Here is a 16,784-nt window from a genome sequence, read left to right as displayed (position 1 = left end):
CTGCATCGGCCCGATCCCGGACGGCGGACCGGCCTCGCGTGGGCGGGTTCGGTATCGTCACCCGGTGTGACAGACGCCGATGCCGCGCCCCGGGCGCGTTTCCTGGTCCTCCATGACTACGGGATGGGCGGGCTGTGGTGGTGGGTGCGGGCGGAGTCGGCACGGGAAGTGACCGAGAGGCTTGCCGAGGTCGAGGTGGTCGACGACCCGGAGGCCGTCGGGAGAGCCGGGGCGTGGGAGCTGGAGGAGACCGACATCGACGCGCCGGTTCTGCCCGGTGGTCTGGAGGAGCTGCGTGCCCGGCGCGACGCTCAGCGTGGCCTCCCCGGTTTCGGCGCGCTGGCCGGCCGGTCCGTCGTCCACCTGCGCCTGGGCGGCGGACTCCACGGAGACGATGACCGCTCGGTCTACCTGGTGGAGGTGGGCGGCGACGGGCGCAGGCTCCGGCAGGTGGAGCTGACCGAAGACGGGACCGCCCTCAGAAGCGGGCCGGAGGACTGGGTCTTCAATCCGCCCGTGGTGGATCTGTTCGACCCCGGGCTGCCGGACAAGGAGATGGACCGGGAGGAGTTCGAGGCGCAGTGGCGCCGAGCCCGCCACGACGACAGCTACCTGTAGCTCGGAGCCGGGGAAGACGCCACTCACCGCACACCGTCTCCGGCGGCTTGCCCGCCACTACGGCCAGCTCCTTGCCGGACAGCCCGCCTCGCGCTCCCCGAAGCGGCCCGGATGGCCTCGAAACCCGTTGCGAGCCGGGCATACGTGGTCCCGTTGCGTCGATGCGCCAATACCGGCAGGGTTTGACGGCCGACCGGGAGCCGGTGCCGGCGGCGTCCGATCCGCCGGCGGTGTTCGCGCGGACGAGCGGTGAGGAGGGTCAGGGCCTGCCCGGACGTGTCCGGCCCGCACGGGCGGACAAGCACGCGAAGCCTCTGGCGGGCATCGGGTGGTCTTGGCTGCGAACCCGTCTGCCGGGGGCTTCACTCATGTGCCGAACCAACCGACCAACTCGTAGTGCGGGTCGGCGAAGGCCCACGCTGCTCCCAGCGCCGCATCGGGCAACGTTCGCCCTGTTGTGGGGCCCTGCTTGTCAGCGGCTTCGGCCGCTGGCGACAATCGGCCGGTGACCATCGAACGCCCCATGCCGCCCCTGAACGCCGACGAGCGCACCGTGCTCGAAGGTTGGCTTGACTTTCACCGCACCACGCTCGCCATGAAGTGCGAGGGCCTGGACGACGAGCAGGCCGCCGTCGCGTCCGTGCCGCCATCCGGCTTCACTCTGATCGGCCTCGTCCAGCACATGGCGGAGGTGGAGCGGAACTGGTTCCGCCGAGTGTTCGCCGGGGAACAGGCCCCGCCCATCTACGACCCGCAGGCCGACCCATCCGCCCCCGAGGGCGGCTTCGAACTGGCCGAGGGCGCCACCCTGCGTGACGCCCTCACCACCTGGCATGCGGAGATCGCCCGGGCCCGCGAGCACTGCGCCGACCGTGCCCTGACCGACACCGGCCGCTTCATGGAGCAGGACGTCAGCCTCCGCTGGATCTATGTCCACATGATCGAGGAATACGCCCGCCACAACGGCCACGCGGACCTGCTCCGGGAACGCATCGACGGCACCACCGGCGTGTAGCTGTGGGTCAGTCAACGTTCGCCCTGGCGACCACGGCGTGTAGCCGCTGATCGTCGGCGTGACGGTTTCGCCAGATGATCGAGCAGGCGAGTTCGAGGAGACCCCGGTGAAGGTCTGCCCGGCGCTCGTAGCGGATGCGCAGGCGCTTGAACTGGTGCAGCCAGGCGAACGCGCGCTCCACGACCCAGCGCACTTTGCCGACTCCGGAGCCGTGAGCAGTGCCGCGTCGGGCGATCATCGGATTGATACCGCGCTTCCACAGCTGGCGGCGGTACTTGTCGAAGTCGTAGCCCCGGTCGGCATACAGTCGCCGGGGCCGACGGCGCGGCCGCCCCTGCAGACCTCGGATCAATGGGGCTGCATCCACCAGTGACAGGAGCGGGGTGACGTCGTGTCGGTTGCCTCCGTCCTGCGTGGCCTCACGGGGTGGTCGTGTTCTGGCAGCACGGCCGGGACTGGCGGTTCATCCCCCTGGATCGTGATGAGAGACCAGTCCAGGACGGCGCCGAACGGCTCCCCTGGCCGGCCGGGCTACCACCAGACGAAGCCGCCCAGCGGGTCGCGGAACTACTCGGAGAAAGACCCCGCCTGACATGAGGCGGCGACCAACGCAGCAGCCGTTCTGAAACGATCAGTTATGCGTTGGAAGGGGACAGCCGGTGGGCCGGGCCCAGGCTGAGGACCTGCGGCTGACCGGCGAGGGCGAGCTGTCCCCGGAGGGGGACAACCCCCAGCAACGGCTGACCAAGCGGCTGCTGGAGTCCGCCCTGGAAGGCGAGGCCACCGATCACCTCGGCTGCGACGAGCACGACCCGGACCCAGCCCAACGGGCTGCTGCGGGAGTTGGTACGGCAGAAGGAAGGCAGGAGAGGCGGCCCGTCGGCCTGTGTGATCGACGCACCAAGCGCGAAGACCTCCACCAGCGTGCCCACCGCGAGTCAGGGCACGGACGCGGGCAAGAAGGTCGTGGGCAGGAAACGCAGCATCGTCACCGGCACCCCCGGGCTGCTGATGGCAGTGCTGGTCACCGCGGCCAGTGTCCAGGGCTCCGCGGCCGGCACCCGCCTCCTCGGCCGGGTCGCCGCCGACCACCTCGCCATCCGCAGGGTCTGGGCCGACGGCGGCTACCGCCAACACTTCGTCGAGCACGCCGCCACCCTCGGCATCGACCTGGAAACCGTCCAACGCACACCGCGGGCCAGGGGCTTCACGCCGATTCCCAGACGCCGGGCGGTCGAACGGACCCACGGCCGGCTGATGCATCACCGCCACCTGGCCCGCGACTGCGAGACGCTCCCGGCCCGCTCAGAAGCCATGATCCACCTGGCCGTGACCGACCTCACGGCCCGCCGCCTGACCGGAGAGAACACCATCTCCTGGCGCGACCCCGCAGAGCCGACTCAACCGCAGATTCCGGGATGGAACACCGGGAGAAAGCAACCTCTGACCGATGGCCACCAGCGGCTCACCGTCCGAACCGGTTTCCGGGGTGCGCATCGGCTGCCGACCGCCCTCGACGTCGATCACCGCGAGCCGGCGGTGTCCGAGCATCACGTGCTCGGTGCTCCAGATCCCCTCGTCGTCCGGATCACGGCAGGCCGTCGTCCTGGTCATGGCCTCTGCGGTGGCGGCCTCCTTCACGAGGCCGCGTCCGAAGTCCACCCGTCCAGCGATTCCGCACATCGGAAACGCCCTTCACGACGGGGTGAACGACACGTCCGTCGACTACGCGGTGACCTTGGCCGTCTGCGCCGGCGAACTCCTGGCCAGCCGGTGTCCCAGTTCGGAGAGCCCCAGCGCGAGCACGGCCACCGCGGCGCCGATCAGGCTGATGTTCCGGGCTCCGACGGCGCCGATACCCACCGCGCCGATGACACCGGACAGGGCGATGGCGAGGTAGAGGAACGCGGCGTTGAGCGAGATCAGGAGGGGGGCCGATTCCGGGTTGAGGGTGATCAGGCGCGACTGCTGCGGTGCGGTGATGCCCCATGCCGCGATGCCGTACACCACGATGACGACGGCGGCGGCGGCGAAGGAACCGGTGGCGAACGGCAGCACGAGGAGGCTGGCCGCCAGCAGCGTGACCGCGCCGCCCACCACCAGGCGTGCCCCGAACCGGTCGGCCAGCGTCCCGGCGTAGAAGTTGCCGACCATGCCCGTCAGGCCGAAGGCGAACATCAGGATGGCCAGCTTCCTGCCGTCGCCGCCGGTGGCGGGGGCGAACACCTCGGCCATGTAGGTGTAGACGATGTAGGCCGCGGTGAAGGCGACGAGCGTCGCGGCGAGCACGGCGACCACGCGGCGGTCGCCGAGCGGCGCGAGGCGCTGGCGCAGACCGCCCGGAGCCCCTACCGCCACCCGCGGCACGAGGGTGAACACGCCGAACAGGCTCAGCACGGTGAGGAGGGCGATGAACCACATCGTGGCCCGCCAGTCGAAGACGCTCCCCACGACGGTCCCGATCGGTGCGCCCAGTGCGGTGGCGGCGGTGAGCCCCGTGGTGACGGCCGCGATGGCCCGGCCCCGGCGTTCGGGCCCCATCAGCGCGGAGGCGGTGACGCTGGCCGCCGGAATGTAGAGGCCGGCACCGACGGCGGCGACGACCTGGGCTGCCAGGACCATGGGGAACGACGGCGCCAGGCCGGTTCCCGCGACGCCCAGCAGGTAGATCAGCACGGACAGCTTGAGCACCCTGTGACGCGGCCAGGCGGCGGTGAGGGTGGCCAGGATCGGAGCCATCACCGCGCAGGTCAGCGCGAACACGGTGACCACCTGCCCGGCCGTGGTGATGTCGACGGACAGGGAATCGCTGAACTCGGACAGCACACCGGCGAGCACGAACTCGTCCGTACCGATGGCGAAGGTGCCGAACCCCAGGACGAGGACTCCCCGCCACGACGCGGCGGAATCCCCCTCCGCGGCCTTCTCCGCCGGCGCCTCGCTCCTCCGGTCCGGGACGGATTCACTCACTATGGACCCTCCTTGAGTTCGGTACCGATCGGTACCATCTCAGCGGACGGTATCGGTCGGTACCGTTTAGCGTCAAGGGCGACTACCCTGGCCACATGCCGACTCGCGCACGTGACCGCCTGCTGCAGGCAGCCGAGGAGCTCTTCTACGAGGAGGGCATCAACGGAGTGGGCCTAGAGCGCCTCCTGGCCCACTCCGGTGTCGGCCGCGCCTCCCTCTACCGACACTTCGACGGCAAGGACGATCTGGTGGCCGCGGTCCTGCAGCGCCGGGACGAGCACTGGAGGAAGTGGCTGCAGGACCGGGTCGAGGCCCACGGCGGCGCGCCCCTGGCCGTCTTCGACGTCCTGGCCGAGGGGGCGCAGGACAGCGCGTTCCGCGGTTGCGCCTTCATGAACGCCATGGCGGAGAGGGCGAAGGAACCCGGCGACACCGTCCACCGGCTCGCGGTCGAGCACAAACGCAAGGTCACCGACTACGTGTGCGGCCTCATCGAGGACGCCGGCCACGCCGGGGCGCCGGAGCTGGCGGAGCAGTTCACGCTGCTCATGGACGGGGCCGTGGTCACCGCGATGCGCGAGTGCAGCGTCGAGCCGTTCCGGCGGGCCCGGCAGATGGCGGAGAGGCTGCTGTCCTGACCGCCGTCCGCCGGGCCGCCTCACACGCGCCGGGCGAGCCGGGAGCGCAGGGCCTCGTTCTCCTCCAGTGCGGCGAGGCGCGCGTGAACGGCTCCGAGTGCCTCGGCCGGCTCCGCCTCGGACAGAGCCCGAGCAGTCACCGAGGTCTTTCGGCGTTGCCGCCCCGGGGTTGAGGGCGGCTGCGGTGGTTGACGACATTCGATTCGGGCTGCATCGGGCCCTGCGGAAGACCCGCCAGGACTTCAGCCGCGCCACGCCGCGTTCGACAGGGGCCCGGGCCTGAGCCGGCGCGTGGTTGACCGTGCGCTGGGTCGGCGACAGCTCGCCGCCGGGCGGCCGTTTGCGGCCGGTGGTCACCCAGGACCCGGCACCCTGATGGGCCCGGCCGGCCGGCACGGGTACCCCCTGCCGCTCGCAGATCCGGATGATCCGGTGGGTGCGGGCCGCGGTCAGGTCGTGGGTACGGCCCGGCAGGACCGGCGAGATCCGCAGCACATGGCCGGTCGGGTCGGTGACGGCCTGCACGTCCATCCCGTGACGGCGGTGCTTCATCGAGGAGTACGGCTCGTCCGCCGCGATGCGGTTGGTAGTGGTCAAAGTGCCGTCGAGGATGACGAACCCTCCGGCGGCAGCTCGCGCAGGGCCTCGTGCAGGCTCGGGGCACGCTCGGCGAGGAGGTCGACCGTTTCGCTCACGTACCGGCCGGCGGTGGCGGTGGAGACGCCGAACCCCGCCGCGGCCTGGGCCAGGGTCTCGTTCGTGCGCAGGTGTACCAGGACCAGCAGGGCCTGGCGGAGGCAGCCCAGCTTCCGCCAGCGGGAGTTCAGCTCACACCTTCGGACGTAGATGAGCCAGGAAACGTGCTCAACGACCTCGTGAGGGACGTCGAGCATGGCACGGTACGGGACCAGCAGGGCTTCTGTGTCGAGACGCTGGCGAGTGAGATCACCTGCCGCAGCGACCAGGAGCCCTGCCGCGTTACGGTCCCCGACCACCAGCCGCCATCACCCACGAACCACAGGATGAGAAGCGTTCAGTGTGTCACTGACCATGCTGGTCCAGTCACCGATACTCGTGATTCCGCCGAAGCTCGACGTGCCCTGGGGATCGATGTTGTCGGTGGGGTCGCCGGTGGCGTAGAGGTAGGGGTTGGTTTCCTGTCCGCTGGGGTCGGGTTGGGTGAAGCGGCCCAGGTGGGGGTCGTAGTAGCGCGCCCATCTTGTACAGGCCGGTGGGGTCGGGGTAGGTGCCGGTGAAGCGGTAGGTCACGCCACGGGACACCGGTCCGGACCCGGAACGGGATCCCGTTGGCCACGGTGCGGTGATCGTTCCACCGGCCGCCCCGACCACCCGGAGGCGGCAGGTGCGGCTCCAGCAACGACCACTCGCGATGCGTCAGATCCCCCCGACCCATGACCGAACCAACGAGCGACCGGCCAGAAGGCCACATGATCCACCGGGCAGAACCTAACCCCTATCGGGGTGCAAGACACCTCAGCGCAGTAATCGCACGGCCCAGCGCATACGCGGTCACGCCTGCTGCCGCCGACGCGCCGTGGAGCCGACCGCCGCTACGCGCGCATGCCCGCAGAGCACAAGGGCAGCCGACTGCGGAATGCGCCAGACCTGCCTCACGGATCCCGGGAACGAGATCACCCCGGCGTGGTCCACCACATAGGACACGCTCCGAACCGCCCCGGTGGTAGGCGCCGCAAGTGCAAAAGCGGGCCCGCCGTCAATCCGCCCCCGTCGACGGCACCGCGGTAGCGGCTGCGGGCCGGTCTGGTCCACAGCCGTTCCCTGCGGTTCCCGGGGGCAAGCAGTGGCGATGTCGTCCCCTCGGCTGCAGGCGCTGCTGCCCAAAGCGGAGGTGACGGCGGTCGGCCGAACACCGCTGAACACCGCGGCGTCGAGTCCGGCCGGGGGACCGGATCGGTCCTGTTCGGCCGAACACAGTTGTCGTTCGCCGGTGTTGGCCGCCTGATCGGGTTCCAATGGATTCGTTCGGAAGATGCAGGTCATAGCCTCGCGGGTCCCCACAGTCGAGGTATGAATGATTCTCAGAGCCCGCAGCAGTCCATCCCGCCCACCTCAAGCGAGTCTGCTTCCGCGCAGCCGTTCCTCACGTTGCACGCCGCCGTGGTCCTGCTCGCCGCCGTCATCATCGGCTTTGTCATCGGCGGACTCACCGCCCTTACCGGCGTTCCGGTGGCTGCCGCTGTCACCGCCGGGCTGACCAGTGCCGGCGCCAGCATCCCGGGTCTGCGCACTTTGATTCGCTGACCACCGAAGCAGCCGGGCATCCACCACACCGCCAGGGGCCCGCCTCCGGACTGTGAAGGAGTCTGCTCCTTGGAAGGTCCGGGCGCGGGCCCTTGCGCCTGTTCCGGTGCCGGGCAACCGTGTCCCGGTTCTTGGCGCTATGCAGTGCCTGCTTTCTCGGGCGGATCCACTTGCCGGCTTCAGCGGCCGTTGAAGGCATCCCTCAGGCGGGAGAACAGGCCCATCTGACCGGGCTGGAACTGCCCCGGCGGGTGTTCTTCCCCGCGCAACTCCGCAAGCCTTCGGACCAGTTCCTCCTGCTTTGGACTGATCGCGGTGGGAGTCAGGACCTCGACATGGACGATCAGGTCACCGCGTCCTTGGCCGCGCAGATGAGCGATGCCGCGGCCGCGCAAGGGGATGGTCTGCCCTGACTGGGTGCCGGGTCGGATGTCGATCTCCTCCGGGCCGTCCAGCGTCTCCAGCGGCACCTTCGCGCCGAGGACGGCAGCAGTCATGGGGACGGTGACTATGCAGTGCAGGTCGTCGCCGTCCCGTTGGAGGGCCGGGTGCGCCATCTGGTGGACCTCGACGTAGACATCGCCTGCTTCCCCGTCACCGGGGCCGGCCTCGCCCTCGCCGGCGAACCGGAGGCGGGTTCCATCACCGGCACCGGCTGGAATCTTCACCGTCAGGTCGCGCCGGGTGCGTACCCGGCCCTCGCCGGCGCACTGCGGGCAGGGGGTGGGAATGACCGTGCCGAAGCCCTGGCAGTCCGGGCAGGGGCGTGTGGTCATGACCTTGCCCGGAACGGACCGGGTGGCCTGCGAGATCTCGCCCCGTCCGCGGCATGTGCCGCAGGTGTGGACGGATGTGCCCGGAGCCGCGCATGCGCCCTGGCAGGTGCCGCACCGGACTGCGGTGTCGAACCGGATGTCCTTGGTGGCGCCGAAGGCGGCCTCGTCCAGATCGATGTCGAGCCGGATCGTGGTGTCCTGGCCGCGCCGTGTGCGGGTCTTCGGTCCGCGCTGTGAGGCGGGGCCGAAAAACGCGTCCATGATGTCGGAGAAGCTGCCGCCGGCAGCCTTGGCGTTCCTCACCGCATCGGATGCTGCGCTGTCTGGGGGAGGGCCCGCGTCAGTGCCGGTGTCGGCCGGTGCGGTGGCTTCGGGGGCGGTACGCATGCGCGCTGCGGCGTCCTGCTCGGCTTGCTCACGTATGCGGGCGGCCTCTGCTGTGGCCTGCTCTCGCAGGCGCCTGGACTCCTCAGCGGCCGAGGAAATCTCCTCGGCGACCCTGCTGCGCAGCTGTGCCAGCTCGGCGGCGGCTTGGTCGCGCTCGGCCTGAGCTTCGGCAAGAAGTTCCTCAGCGCGGGCGGCGGCTACTGCCCTGAGGCTTTCCGCTTCGCGTCTCGCCGCTGCCAGCAGAGCCTCGTCCCGGGAACGGCCGGACTCACTGCCGGCGGGTACCGGCTTCACGCTGCCGGGCTCCGGTCCCCGCTCGCCTGCCGGCACGTCCGGTGCGCGGTCCTCACCGCGCTCGGCCACATGGGCGGCTCCCGTGGCCCGGTGGGCGAGTCGTTGCCCCTGGCGCAGGCGTTCCAGGTTCATCCACCGATCCCGCCATGGGGCCAGCCGGTCGTCGGTGTGGGGCACAGGGCGCCCGTCATGAATGGCCAGGAGCGCCCTGGCCAAGGCCATCAGGAAGTCCAGCCGCGGAAGCCGTTTTCCGTTGAAAGCCTCGCTGAGCGCGGCAGCCGACAACGGACGCGCGGCAGGCGCATGTTTCCCCAGCGCCCGCAGTGACGGCTTGCCGCACGATATGCGCAAATCACGCAAATCGTGAGCAAAGCGCGCTAATTCTTCATCGAACGACGGCGCCGACGAGTGGACTGGCGCGTCCCTTTCGCTCATGCGCACCCCCTCACCTGTGCGGACAACACGGTAGAGGACCCGTCCGCCGAACGATGCCGAAAGGTGCCGGACTCCACCGGACACATCCGTGTTCACGGATGTGGTGCGCGAGCTCTCCGGTGCCGCCCGCGTCTTGCGGGATGCGGGCGGCGCCACCTCCCTCACCCTGGACGCGACGGATCGCACGGTGACCAAGGACGCGGCGGGCACCGTCACCTCCTTCACCTACGACGCCGCCGGACGCCTGCTGTCCGCCGTCTCACCCGCCTCCCGGCTGCACCTGACCCACGCCGGCCCGGGTCAGGTCACCGAAGAGACGGTCATACGCCCATCCCGAGACCGGCCTGCACTGCAACCACTTCCGCCACCACGACCTGGAAACCGCCCGCTACACCACCCCCGGCCCCCTCGCTCTGGAACCCGCCCCGACCCCTTCGCCTACGTCGCCAGCCCCACAGCCTGGATCGGCCTGCTCGACCTCCTCGCCTGCAAGCAGAACGCCAGGATCCTGCGCCGGAACACGGCGGCCGGGGGCCGGGGGCCGGGGGCCGGGCGCCCGGGCCGGGACAGGCCGCCGCCTACTGCATCCACCCCGACGCCGACCGCCCGTCAGGAGCGACGGTGAGGGCGACGTGCCCCAGCCGCCCCCGGCCCCGGATGCATCGCGGCCACCCACCGCCCCGGGGCGACGGCGCGGTCCACCGCCCGGTAGGCGTCCCCGTCCCGGACCCGCACCCGATCGGGGGCGAAGCGGCGCCGCGGACAGGTCTCCGGCAGTGGGAGGAGGCGCGACGGGGCCGGACGGTTGACCATCCGGCCCTTCGGGGAGTGGTCAGATGTCGGGGATCCGGGCGGGGGCTGGACTGATGTGGTCACCGTGTTCGTCCAAGACGAGCAGGCCGCGGACATCGACAAGCAAGGGGATGCGCTGTCCTCTGCGGTGGTGTGCGCCCGGCGTCGTGCGCACGATCAACTCACCGATGCCCGATTGTGCGGGTTTCAACACGTTTTGTGGTAGTCAGCGGTTTTCGTGGGTGAACCGGGCTGCCTTCGCTGCGCGGACTCGGTGGAGGAGTCGTCGGACCAGGTCGGCTGTGGTGCTTCGTGAGGGCTTGTGCGGTTCCTGGGGGAGTGGATGGGGTGGCACGTCGGCTTGTCGTCCGCCGAGCGACAGGTGCGGCAGAGCCTCGTGTCCTTGGAATTCGATGTGCTCGACGACGCCGGTGAGAGGGCGTTCGAACAGGGTGGCCTGTGAGTGTTCGGCGATGCGGACGGCTTCGGGGCGCAGGCCGATCAGGAGGGGGCGGCTCTGCACGACACGGAGCATATGGTGGTCGTGAGCGAGCGGCTGGGGCAGGGGAGGTGCTGCGCGCCGAGGCTTACGGACAGGGACCCGTCGATGAGGGCGTGGACGGTGCCGTGCACCAGGTTGATTCGTGGTGTGCCGACGAAGGAGGCGACGAAGGCGTTGGCGGGCAGTTCGTAGAGCCGGCGCGGGGTGTCGACCTGCTGGAGCGCACCGCCTCGCAGGACGGCCACCCGGTCGCCCGGCGCCATGGCCTCGGCCTGGTCGTGGGTGACGTAGACGGTCGTCGCGCCGGTGCTGCGCGCTACCGACAGCATCTCCATCCGCAGACGGTTGCGCGGCCGCGCGTCGCGGCTGGACAGCGGCTCGCCCATGAGGAACACCGAGGGGCGGCGGACGACGGCCCGGCCCATGGCCACGCGTTGCCGCTCTCCTCCGGAGAGCTGGGAGGGGGAGCGTCCGAGCAGGTGGCCGATCCCCAGGGGCTCGGCCACGGTCTGCACCTGTACCGCCACGTGTGGCGGGTCCTGTTTCCGGACCGCCAGGGAGAAGCCGATGTTCTCGGCCGCCGGCATGGTGGGGTAGAGGGCGGAGCTCTGGAAGATCACGGCGACGTCCCGCTCGCTCGGGTCGGGGTCGTTGGCGAGGCGGCCGCTCAGGCGCAGTTCTCCCTCGGTGATCGTCTCCAGTTCGGCGATCATGCGCAGGAGGGCGGACTCACCGCAGCCGGAGGGGCCGAGCAGGACGAGGAACTCACCCGCTTCGATGGCCGGCGACAACCGGTTCACGGCCGTCTGCCCGTTGGGGTAGGTCTTGGCGAGGTCGTGGAGGGTGATGGTGCTGCCCAACGTGCTGCTCCTGGTGCGTGGAGTGCCGGCGGGGTGTGCGAGGGGTCAGGGGGCGAGTTCTTCGGCGGCGATGTGGAGGCAGGCGGCCACGAGGACGAGGTTCTTGATGGCGTACTGGCCTTCGAGGGTCGGGACGGCGCCGTAGGTGTGCCACATGTCGCCGGGCAGCAGGAGGAGGGTGAGGAAGACTCCTGCCATGTGGAGGAAGAAGGCGGCCAGGGCGTAGCGGAGCATCATTTTGGTGATGAGGCCGAGACCGATGGCTGCCTCCAGGACGGCGAGCATGAGCAGTGACGCCTGGGCGGGGACGAGGCCGAAGGTCATCCGTGTCATGGCGTGGACGGCGACGCCTTCCGCCGCGCTTGCTCCGGGGAAGAACTTCAGGACCCCGAACCAGCAGAAGACCACCCCGACGCAGACGCGTAAGACCGTGGTGCTGCTGTGCCGGTAGCGGCATGCGAGGGCGGCGAGCCGTCGAAGTAGCTGACGGGTGCGGGACCGGCGGCCTGCGGCGGGGTGCGCGCCGTCGGCGGGCTCGCGGCGGAAGGTGCTGGTCATCGTCTGCCCTTCAGCTTTGCGGGGGGACCCAGGCGGGTACGGGATGCCGGCCTGCGGGGAGGGGGGCGGTGGCGCTGGGGCCCCGCGAGACGCTCGGCATCTCGCGGGGCCCGGTCAGCAGGAGGTCAGCCGAAGTTGACGTCGCTGCACAGGAAGTACTTCTGGTCCATGTGCGACGCCTTCCAGACGGTCACCACGACGTGCCGCCCGCTGTAGCCCGACGTACTGACGTCCGTGGTGTAGTGCGCCTGGTACGGGTAGCGGCCGGTCTTCTTCACCAGCTCCAGGTCGTCCCACCCGATCAACTGGTACTCCGGGTCGAAGCCCTGCTTGGTGACGTAGATCTCCAACCAGTCCGCGCCGTGCCGTGCCTCGTCGTAGATGTCGACGGTGAAGTTGGCGCCGATGTCGGTCGTCTTCCACGGACCGGGACGGTCGAGCGGTCGGTAGTTCGTCTCCCCCTGGCCGCCGGCGCTGCAGATCTGGCCGTCGGGGATGGCCTGCTGGTAGTTGCCCCCGGTGTTGTTGGCGTAGACGGCCTTCCACGCGGTGATGGCGTTCGGGTTCTCGTGGTAGGTGCGGTAGCACATGGGGTCCTGGGCCTCGTTCGGCTCGTTGTGGCCCCAGCGCTGCAGGCAGCCGTAGTTGCGGGTCTCGGGGGTGATGACCGTGCCGTGGGCGGATGCCGTCGGGGCCGTGGGGAGCAGGCAGAGCAGGCTGGCGGACAGCACTGCGGTGCTCAGCGCCGTGCGGCGGGACAGTGTCTTCGGTGCGAGGTTCATGGTGCTCTTCCTCCGTGTGTCGGGGGATCACCGGCCGGTGTCGCCGGCCGGGCGGCTCATTGCGCGCACATGACGTCTTGCTCGCGGTCCTGGCTCAGTTGGCCCTCCGGTCGACCACCTCCCTCCGCGCGGGGGGCTCGGTGCGTGTGGTGCGCCCGAGCAGGGCGGACAGTGACCAGCGGCCGGGCCCGAGGGCGGCGAGGAGCAGGAAGGCCCAGCAGTAGAGGGCGGCCGTTTCACCGCCGTTCTCCAGGGGGAAGAGCCCGTCGCCTTGGTGGTGGACGAAGTAGGCGTAGGCCATGGACCCCGAGCAGAGGATCGCCGCCGGCCGTGCGGCCAGGCCGAGCAGCACGAGCGTGCCGCCGGCCAGCTGGATCACCGCGGCCCACCACCCGGGCCACTGCCCGACGACGGGCGGAGGCCCGTGGGGTCCGCCGAGGACGTCGAAGAGCGTCGCCGCCCCGTGGCAGGCGAACAGCAGTCCGATCACCATCCGGAACAGGCCCAGAGCCGGGCCCTGGTATCTCGATGACTCCACAGCGATGCCCTTTCTCGACGGGGCGTGTAGGCCGTGCCCCGGGCGCCGGATGCGTGCGGGGTCGAGGGCCGCCGGTGTGACGGGCCGGCGGCCCTCCGGCGGGTCAGGAGGTGATGGCCCACTTCTGGCTGTCCCAGCCGCCGCAGTCCCACAGGTGCAGGCGGGCGCCGTCGGACGAGCTCTGTCCCTCGATGTCCAGGCAGCGGCCGGACTTGAGGTTCTTCAGGGTGCCGTCGGACTGGAAGGCCCACTTCTGGCTGTCCCAACCGCCGCAGTCCCACAGGTGCGCCTTGGTGCCGTTGGCGGTGCCTCCACCGACGACGTCGAGGCACTTGCCGCCGGACTTCAGCTGCTGCCCGTCGAGCGACCAGGCCATGGAGGGCACGTCGGCGCAGGCCCACTGCTGGATGGCGGTGCCGTTGGCCGTGCCGCTGCCGGCGCGGTCGACGCACTTGGAGGTCGCGCCGTTGACGATCTTGCCGCCGGTGACCGGGTCGGGGCCGGGGTCGTTGCCACCAGAGCCCCAGGCGTTCCAGTTGTCCCAGGTCTCGGCGTCGAAGCCGATCCGGCCGAGCTTGTCGGCGGCCCAATTATCGCCGGACTTGCTGATGACGGTGCCGCCGACGGTGTAGTTCTCCAGCTTCAGCCCCCGGCTGTCACGAGTTTCGTTGCCGAGGGTGACCTTCTGGCCGGCGGAGTTGGTGTACCGCTTGAGCAGGCTGACCTGGGAGCTGGGGTCGAGCCCGTTCCAGGCGCCGATCTTGAGGTTCTTGACGTGGATGTTCTCGGTGCTGGAGAGGGCGAAGACGCGGATGGCGCAGTTGGTCATGCCTTCGACGGTGATGTTCTCGAAGGTCATGTTCTTCACCCACGCGCCCGGGTCGGCCTTGGTGGTCGATCCCATGTCCTCCCAGTGGGAGGAGGAGTTGAGGATGCAGGTGTTGTACTTGACGTCCTTCCAGTACATGCGGTTGTGGATGACGTGGGTGTTGGTCACCCGTACGTTGTCGATGTTGCGGGGCGTCCAGCCCCACTGGATGACGGGGCCGTTCTCGTTCTTCCAGATGACGGTGTTATCGATGGTGACGTCGCTGTGGTACATCTTCAGCACGTCGTCGTTGGCGTTGAAGAAGGTGTTCTTCATGGTGCTGCCGCGGTAGAGCTCGATGCCGTCGGTCTGCCAGTACCAGCTGCCGACCTGCTTGTAGTTGTCCACCCGCATCTGGAAGGTCTGCTCGTTGCCGTAGACGACGAACGAGTGGTACGGCGGCTCGTTGATGGTCACGCCCTGCAGGTCGAGGTACTGCTGGCGGTCCGAGGACTGGAACTGGAGCATCTTCACGCAGGAGGCGTGGCAGTTCGACGCTCCGCTGAGGTGGTCGTAGTTGTTGTTGGTGTCGGCCTCGTACACGTACTGCTCACCGGAGAGCACCCCGTGGCCGGTCACCTTGTACAGGCCCTGGTTGTCGTGGAAGAAGCGGAACGCTCCCTTCACATACGCGCCGGGAGCCAGGTACACCCACTTGACGTTCGCCGGCAGTACGGCGTGGTACTTCGAGCCCATGGAGTAGGTGCCGGGGCGGAAGTAGATGATCTCCTGGCTGACGTTGTTCAGGTTGGTGACCTGTCCCGGCTGGGGGTAGTGGATGCTGCCCGAGTCGGCCGTGGGAACCAGCCGGTCCTTCTCCGCGCCGGTCGGGGTCGGCTCGGCGAAGATCATCATGGAGTTGCGGGGCTCGGTGTGGATGGCGCGGTTGCCGCCGCCGCCCTGCGTGGTGAGCTTGCCGGCGTCGTTCGCGGGGCCTGACATGTCGTTGTACGCGGTGTACAGCTGCGGGTCGAACTCGACCGAGAACCGGTGTCCCTTGGCGTCGTAGGGGACCTTGATGCGGACGGTCCTGTCGTTGACGAGTTCCTTGGCGAAGTTCAGGCTGCTGGGCTTGATCTTGACCTGGTCGGCGGAGGAGACGGTCTGGCCGGTGCGCAGGGAGACGTCGACCCACACGTCGGTGGAGTACTGGAAGGACGACCAGCTCATGGTGAGGTTCGCGGAGGAGGCGAACTCGGCGCCGTCCTCCTTGGTGTAGCCGATCTTGCCCTTCCCGCCGCGCGGGATGCTCATGTAGGCGAACGAGTCGTACCGGGTCGTCGGCGCGGCTGCGGTGGCGACCTTCACGTCGTAGAAGGACGAGCGGCGGACCTTGTCGTTCTGCACGGGGCTGGTGGTGTTGAACTCGTGGTTGTCGTGCCACCAGGTCTTCAGCTGCGCGCTGTCCGCCGTCTCCGCCCGGGCCGAGTCGGCCACCGCGGTGCCGTTGGCCTGGGCGGCCAGACGCTTGGCCTGGGCGGCCTGGCGTCTGGCGTCGGCGCCCGTACCGGGAGTGTCGGCGGCGGCCGCGGCGCCGGCGGGCACTATGCCGGCGGCCAGAGCCAGGACCAGGCCGACGACGGCCGCTGCCGCCCGTGCCCGTGGTCGCGGTCGTGATGTGGACATGCGAGTGTGTCCTCTCTTGTGTGTATCGGGGCAATGCCCCTGGTGCGCCTCTGCGGGCGGATGCGCCCGCAGAGGACGGGCGAGCCGGCGCGCTGCCCCGCGGGCGTGGAACGCCGTGAGGCATCGCCGGGAGCATGAGGTGCCTGGCCTGGTCCCGGGGTGCGATGCGCGCACCACCACGGGTCGGCGGCCCGGGGAGCCCTGCGCTGGACACCGCCTGTGTCTAGGGCTCGGGACCGGGTGCGGCGGGGTGCGCACGGCGGGCGGCGCCGGCCCGCGCCGGCGTAGCGGTGCGCATGGAGCCGTGGACGGGCCTCTGCATCAGCCAGCGGGCAGGTCGTGTCGTCATCGAGTCCTCGCTTCGGACGGTGGTCAGGCGGCGAGTTGTGTGCGGGCGAGACCGGACGTCATCCGTGGGGCCGGGGGATTGAGGTCGCCGGCCCCACGGGCCTCCGGCGGGCTCCGCGCCTCCGGCAGGCGCGCAGGGCGGAGTCGGCGGACACCAGGGCTGCTGCGACGCCGTGGCCGGCGGCCGCAGCACTCCTCGGTCGCCGGATAACGTCCCCTCATTTCTTCTGCGTGTCAATGAAATGAACGAGATTCGCGTCCTGCGGAGGTCTTCTCGCCCTCAGAAGGAGGGGCTATTGCGTCAAATGAGACAAAACTTACATCGGTCACGGTTGCGTAACGCGCTGTTTTGTTTCTTGACGCACGAAAAACCGGGGGACACACTCCCGTCATACGCAGTTGACCGGCGTCCTCACGCCGACGACGGCGGAGCCAAGGAGGCACTATGACGATCTCCGCGTCCCGCGCGCGGCAGCGGGTCCCGCCCCGCGCTC

At 69.8% G+C, this 16,784-nt stretch carries 12 protein-coding genes and 6 pseudogenes; 5 read left to right on the top strand and 13 right to left on the bottom strand.

What is annotated here, in order from left to right; genetic code table 11:
* The first annotated feature begins 66 nt into the window (after positions 1-66).
* Positions 67-618 (top strand): hypothetical protein, encoded by a 552-nt coding sequence (locus ACFSJS_RS16370; RefSeq protein ID WP_380900945.1) that lies wholly within the window; start codon positions 67-69, stop codon positions 616-618.
* A 523-nt stretch (positions 619-1,141) separates the two neighbouring features.
* Positions 1,142-1,633 (top strand): DinB family protein, encoded by a 492-nt coding sequence (locus ACFSJS_RS16365; protein ID WP_380901291.1) that lies wholly within the window; start codon positions 1,142-1,144, stop codon positions 1,631-1,633.
* Between the two features lie 7 nt (positions 1,634-1,640).
* Here ACFSJS_RS16365 and ACFSJS_RS16360 read toward each other — a convergent pair.
* Together ACFSJS_RS16360 and ACFSJS_RS16355 are read right to left on the bottom strand one after the other, a co-directional pair.
* Positions 1,641-2,048 (bottom strand): annotated as a pseudogene (locus ACFSJS_RS16360) (transposase); the annotation flags it as partial.
* Positions 2,049-2,268: 220 nt separating this feature from the next.
* Positions 2,269-2,565, bottom strand: a complete 297-nt coding sequence (locus ACFSJS_RS16355) for a hypothetical protein (RefSeq protein ID WP_380900943.1) — start codon at positions 2,563-2,565, stop codon at positions 2,269-2,271.
* On the opposite strand from ACFSJS_RS16355, the pseudogene ACFSJS_RS16350 reads away from it, so the two are divergent.
* A pseudogene (locus tag ACFSJS_RS16350) lies at positions 2,453-3,052 on the top strand (transposase); the annotation flags it as partial. The gene ACFSJS_RS16355 and the pseudogene ACFSJS_RS16350 overlap by 113 nt on opposite strands.
* Here ACFSJS_RS16350 and ACFSJS_RS16345 read toward each other — a convergent pair.
* Together ACFSJS_RS16345 and ACFSJS_RS16340 are read right to left on the bottom strand one after the other, a co-directional pair.
* Positions 2,939-3,247 carry a class II glutamine amidotransferase domain-containing protein gene (locus tag ACFSJS_RS16345; RefSeq protein ID WP_380901289.1) on the bottom strand — a complete coding sequence of 103 codons (309 nt, stop codon included), beginning with the start codon at positions 3,245-3,247 and terminating at the stop codon, positions 2,939-2,941. The pseudogene ACFSJS_RS16350 and the gene ACFSJS_RS16345 sit on opposite strands and share 114 nt — an antisense overlap.
* 111 nt (positions 3,248-3,358) lie before the next feature.
* Entirely contained in the window at positions 3,359-4,603 is a 1,245-nt protein-coding gene (locus ACFSJS_RS16340; RefSeq protein WP_380900941.1) for an MFS transporter, read from the bottom strand.
* Positions 4,604-4,698: 95 nt separating this feature from the next.
* On the opposite strand from ACFSJS_RS16340, the gene ACFSJS_RS16335 reads away from it, so the two are divergent.
* Complete coding sequence (locus tag ACFSJS_RS16335; RefSeq protein WP_380900939.1) at positions 4,699-5,241, top strand: TetR/AcrR family transcriptional regulator; 543 nt, start codon at positions 4,699-4,701, stop codon at positions 5,239-5,241.
* A 171-nt stretch (positions 5,242-5,412) separates the two neighbouring features.
* Here the strand turns inward: ACFSJS_RS16335 and ACFSJS_RS16330 are convergent.
* From ACFSJS_RS16330 to ACFSJS_RS16320, 3 genes and pseudogenes are all read right to left on the bottom strand, one after another.
* Positions 5,413-6,152, bottom strand: a pseudogene (locus tag ACFSJS_RS16330) (transposase family protein); the annotation flags it as partial.
* A 93-nt stretch (positions 6,153-6,245) separates the two neighbouring features.
* Positions 6,246-6,434, bottom strand: a complete 189-nt coding sequence (locus ACFSJS_RS16325) for an RHS repeat-associated core domain-containing protein (protein ID WP_417823977.1) — start codon at positions 6,432-6,434, stop codon at positions 6,246-6,248.
* 65 nt (positions 6,435-6,499) lie between these two features.
* A pseudogene (locus ACFSJS_RS16320) lies at positions 6,500-6,655 on the bottom strand (transposase); the annotation flags it as partial.
* A 635-nt stretch (positions 6,656-7,290) separates the two neighbouring features.
* Here ACFSJS_RS16320 and ACFSJS_RS16315 point away from each other — a divergent pair.
* A complete protein-coding gene (locus tag ACFSJS_RS16315) occupies positions 7,291-7,524 on the top strand; it encodes a hypothetical protein (RefSeq protein WP_380900937.1) in 234 nt (77 codons plus the stop codon).
* Positions 7,525-7,703: 179 nt separating this feature from the next.
* On the opposite strand, the pseudogene ACFSJS_RS16310 reads toward ACFSJS_RS16315, so the two are convergent.
* The 6 genes and pseudogenes from ACFSJS_RS16310 to ACFSJS_RS16280 form a co-directional block, all read right to left on the bottom strand.
* Positions 7,704-8,588 (bottom strand): annotated as a pseudogene (locus tag ACFSJS_RS16310) (DnaJ C-terminal domain-containing protein); the annotation flags it as partial.
* 1,660 nt (positions 8,589-10,248) lie between these two features.
* Positions 10,249-11,570 (bottom strand): annotated as a pseudogene (locus tag ACFSJS_RS16300) (ABC transporter ATP-binding protein).
* Positions 11,571-11,615: 45 nt separating this feature from the next.
* Positions 11,616-12,128 carry a hypothetical protein gene (locus tag ACFSJS_RS16295; protein ID WP_380900933.1) on the bottom strand — a complete coding sequence of 171 codons (513 nt, stop codon included), beginning with the start codon at positions 12,126-12,128 and terminating at the stop codon, positions 11,616-11,618.
* Positions 12,129-12,253: 125 nt separating this feature from the next.
* Entirely contained in the window at positions 12,254-12,910 is a 657-nt protein-coding gene (locus tag ACFSJS_RS16290; RefSeq protein ID WP_380900931.1) for a lytic polysaccharide monooxygenase, read from the bottom strand.
* Positions 12,911-13,004: 94 nt separating this feature from the next.
* Positions 13,005-13,403, bottom strand: a complete 399-nt coding sequence (locus ACFSJS_RS16285; RefSeq protein ID WP_380901287.1) for a DoxX family protein — start codon at positions 13,401-13,403, stop codon at positions 13,005-13,007.
* Positions 13,404-13,551: 148 nt separating this feature from the next.
* The gene (locus tag ACFSJS_RS16280; protein WP_380900929.1) at positions 13,552-15,942 is read right to left on the bottom strand and encodes a family 49 glycosyl hydrolase; all 2,391 of its coding nucleotides are present in this window, start codon (positions 15,940-15,942) and stop codon (positions 13,552-13,554) included.
* Between the last annotated feature and the right edge of the window lie 842 nt (positions 15,943-16,784).

This window comes from Streptomyces desertarenae (assembly GCF_042681365.1).
In the GTDB taxonomy this organism is placed as follows: Bacteria; Actinomycetota; Actinomycetes; order Streptomycetales; family Streptomycetaceae; genus Streptomyces; species Streptomyces desertarenae.
This window is presented reverse-complemented; position numbering and strand designations above follow the sequence as displayed.

Coding starts and splice junctions, on each gene's coding strand:
- ACFSJS_RS16365 (WP_380901291.1), top strand. CDS start 1,142: ATGCCGCCCCTGAACGCCGACGAGCGCACCGTGCTCGAAGGTTGGCTT.
- ACFSJS_RS16345 (WP_380901289.1), bottom strand. CDS start 3,247: ATGACCAGGACGACGGCCTGCCGTGATCCGGACGACGAGGGGATCTGG.
- ACFSJS_RS16335 (WP_380900939.1), top strand. CDS start 4,699: ATGCCGACTCGCGCACGTGACCGCCTGCTGCAGGCAGCCGAGGAGCTC.
- ACFSJS_RS16315 (WP_380900937.1), top strand. CDS start 7,291: ATGAATGATTCTCAGAGCCCGCAGCAGTCCATCCCGCCCACCTCAAGC.
- ACFSJS_RS16295 (WP_380900933.1), bottom strand. CDS start 12,128: ATGACCAGCACCTTCCGCCGCGAGCCCGCCGACGGCGCGCACCCCGCC.
- ACFSJS_RS16290 (WP_380900931.1), bottom strand. CDS start 12,910: ATGAACCTCGCACCGAAGACACTGTCCCGCCGCACGGCGCTGAGCACC.
- ACFSJS_RS16285 (WP_380901287.1), bottom strand. CDS start 13,403: ATGGTGATCGGACTGCTGTTCGCCTGCCACGGGGCGGCGACGCTCTTC.
- ACFSJS_RS16280 (WP_380900929.1), bottom strand. CDS start 15,942: ATGTCCACATCACGACCGCGACCACGGGCACGGGCGGCAGCGGCCGTC.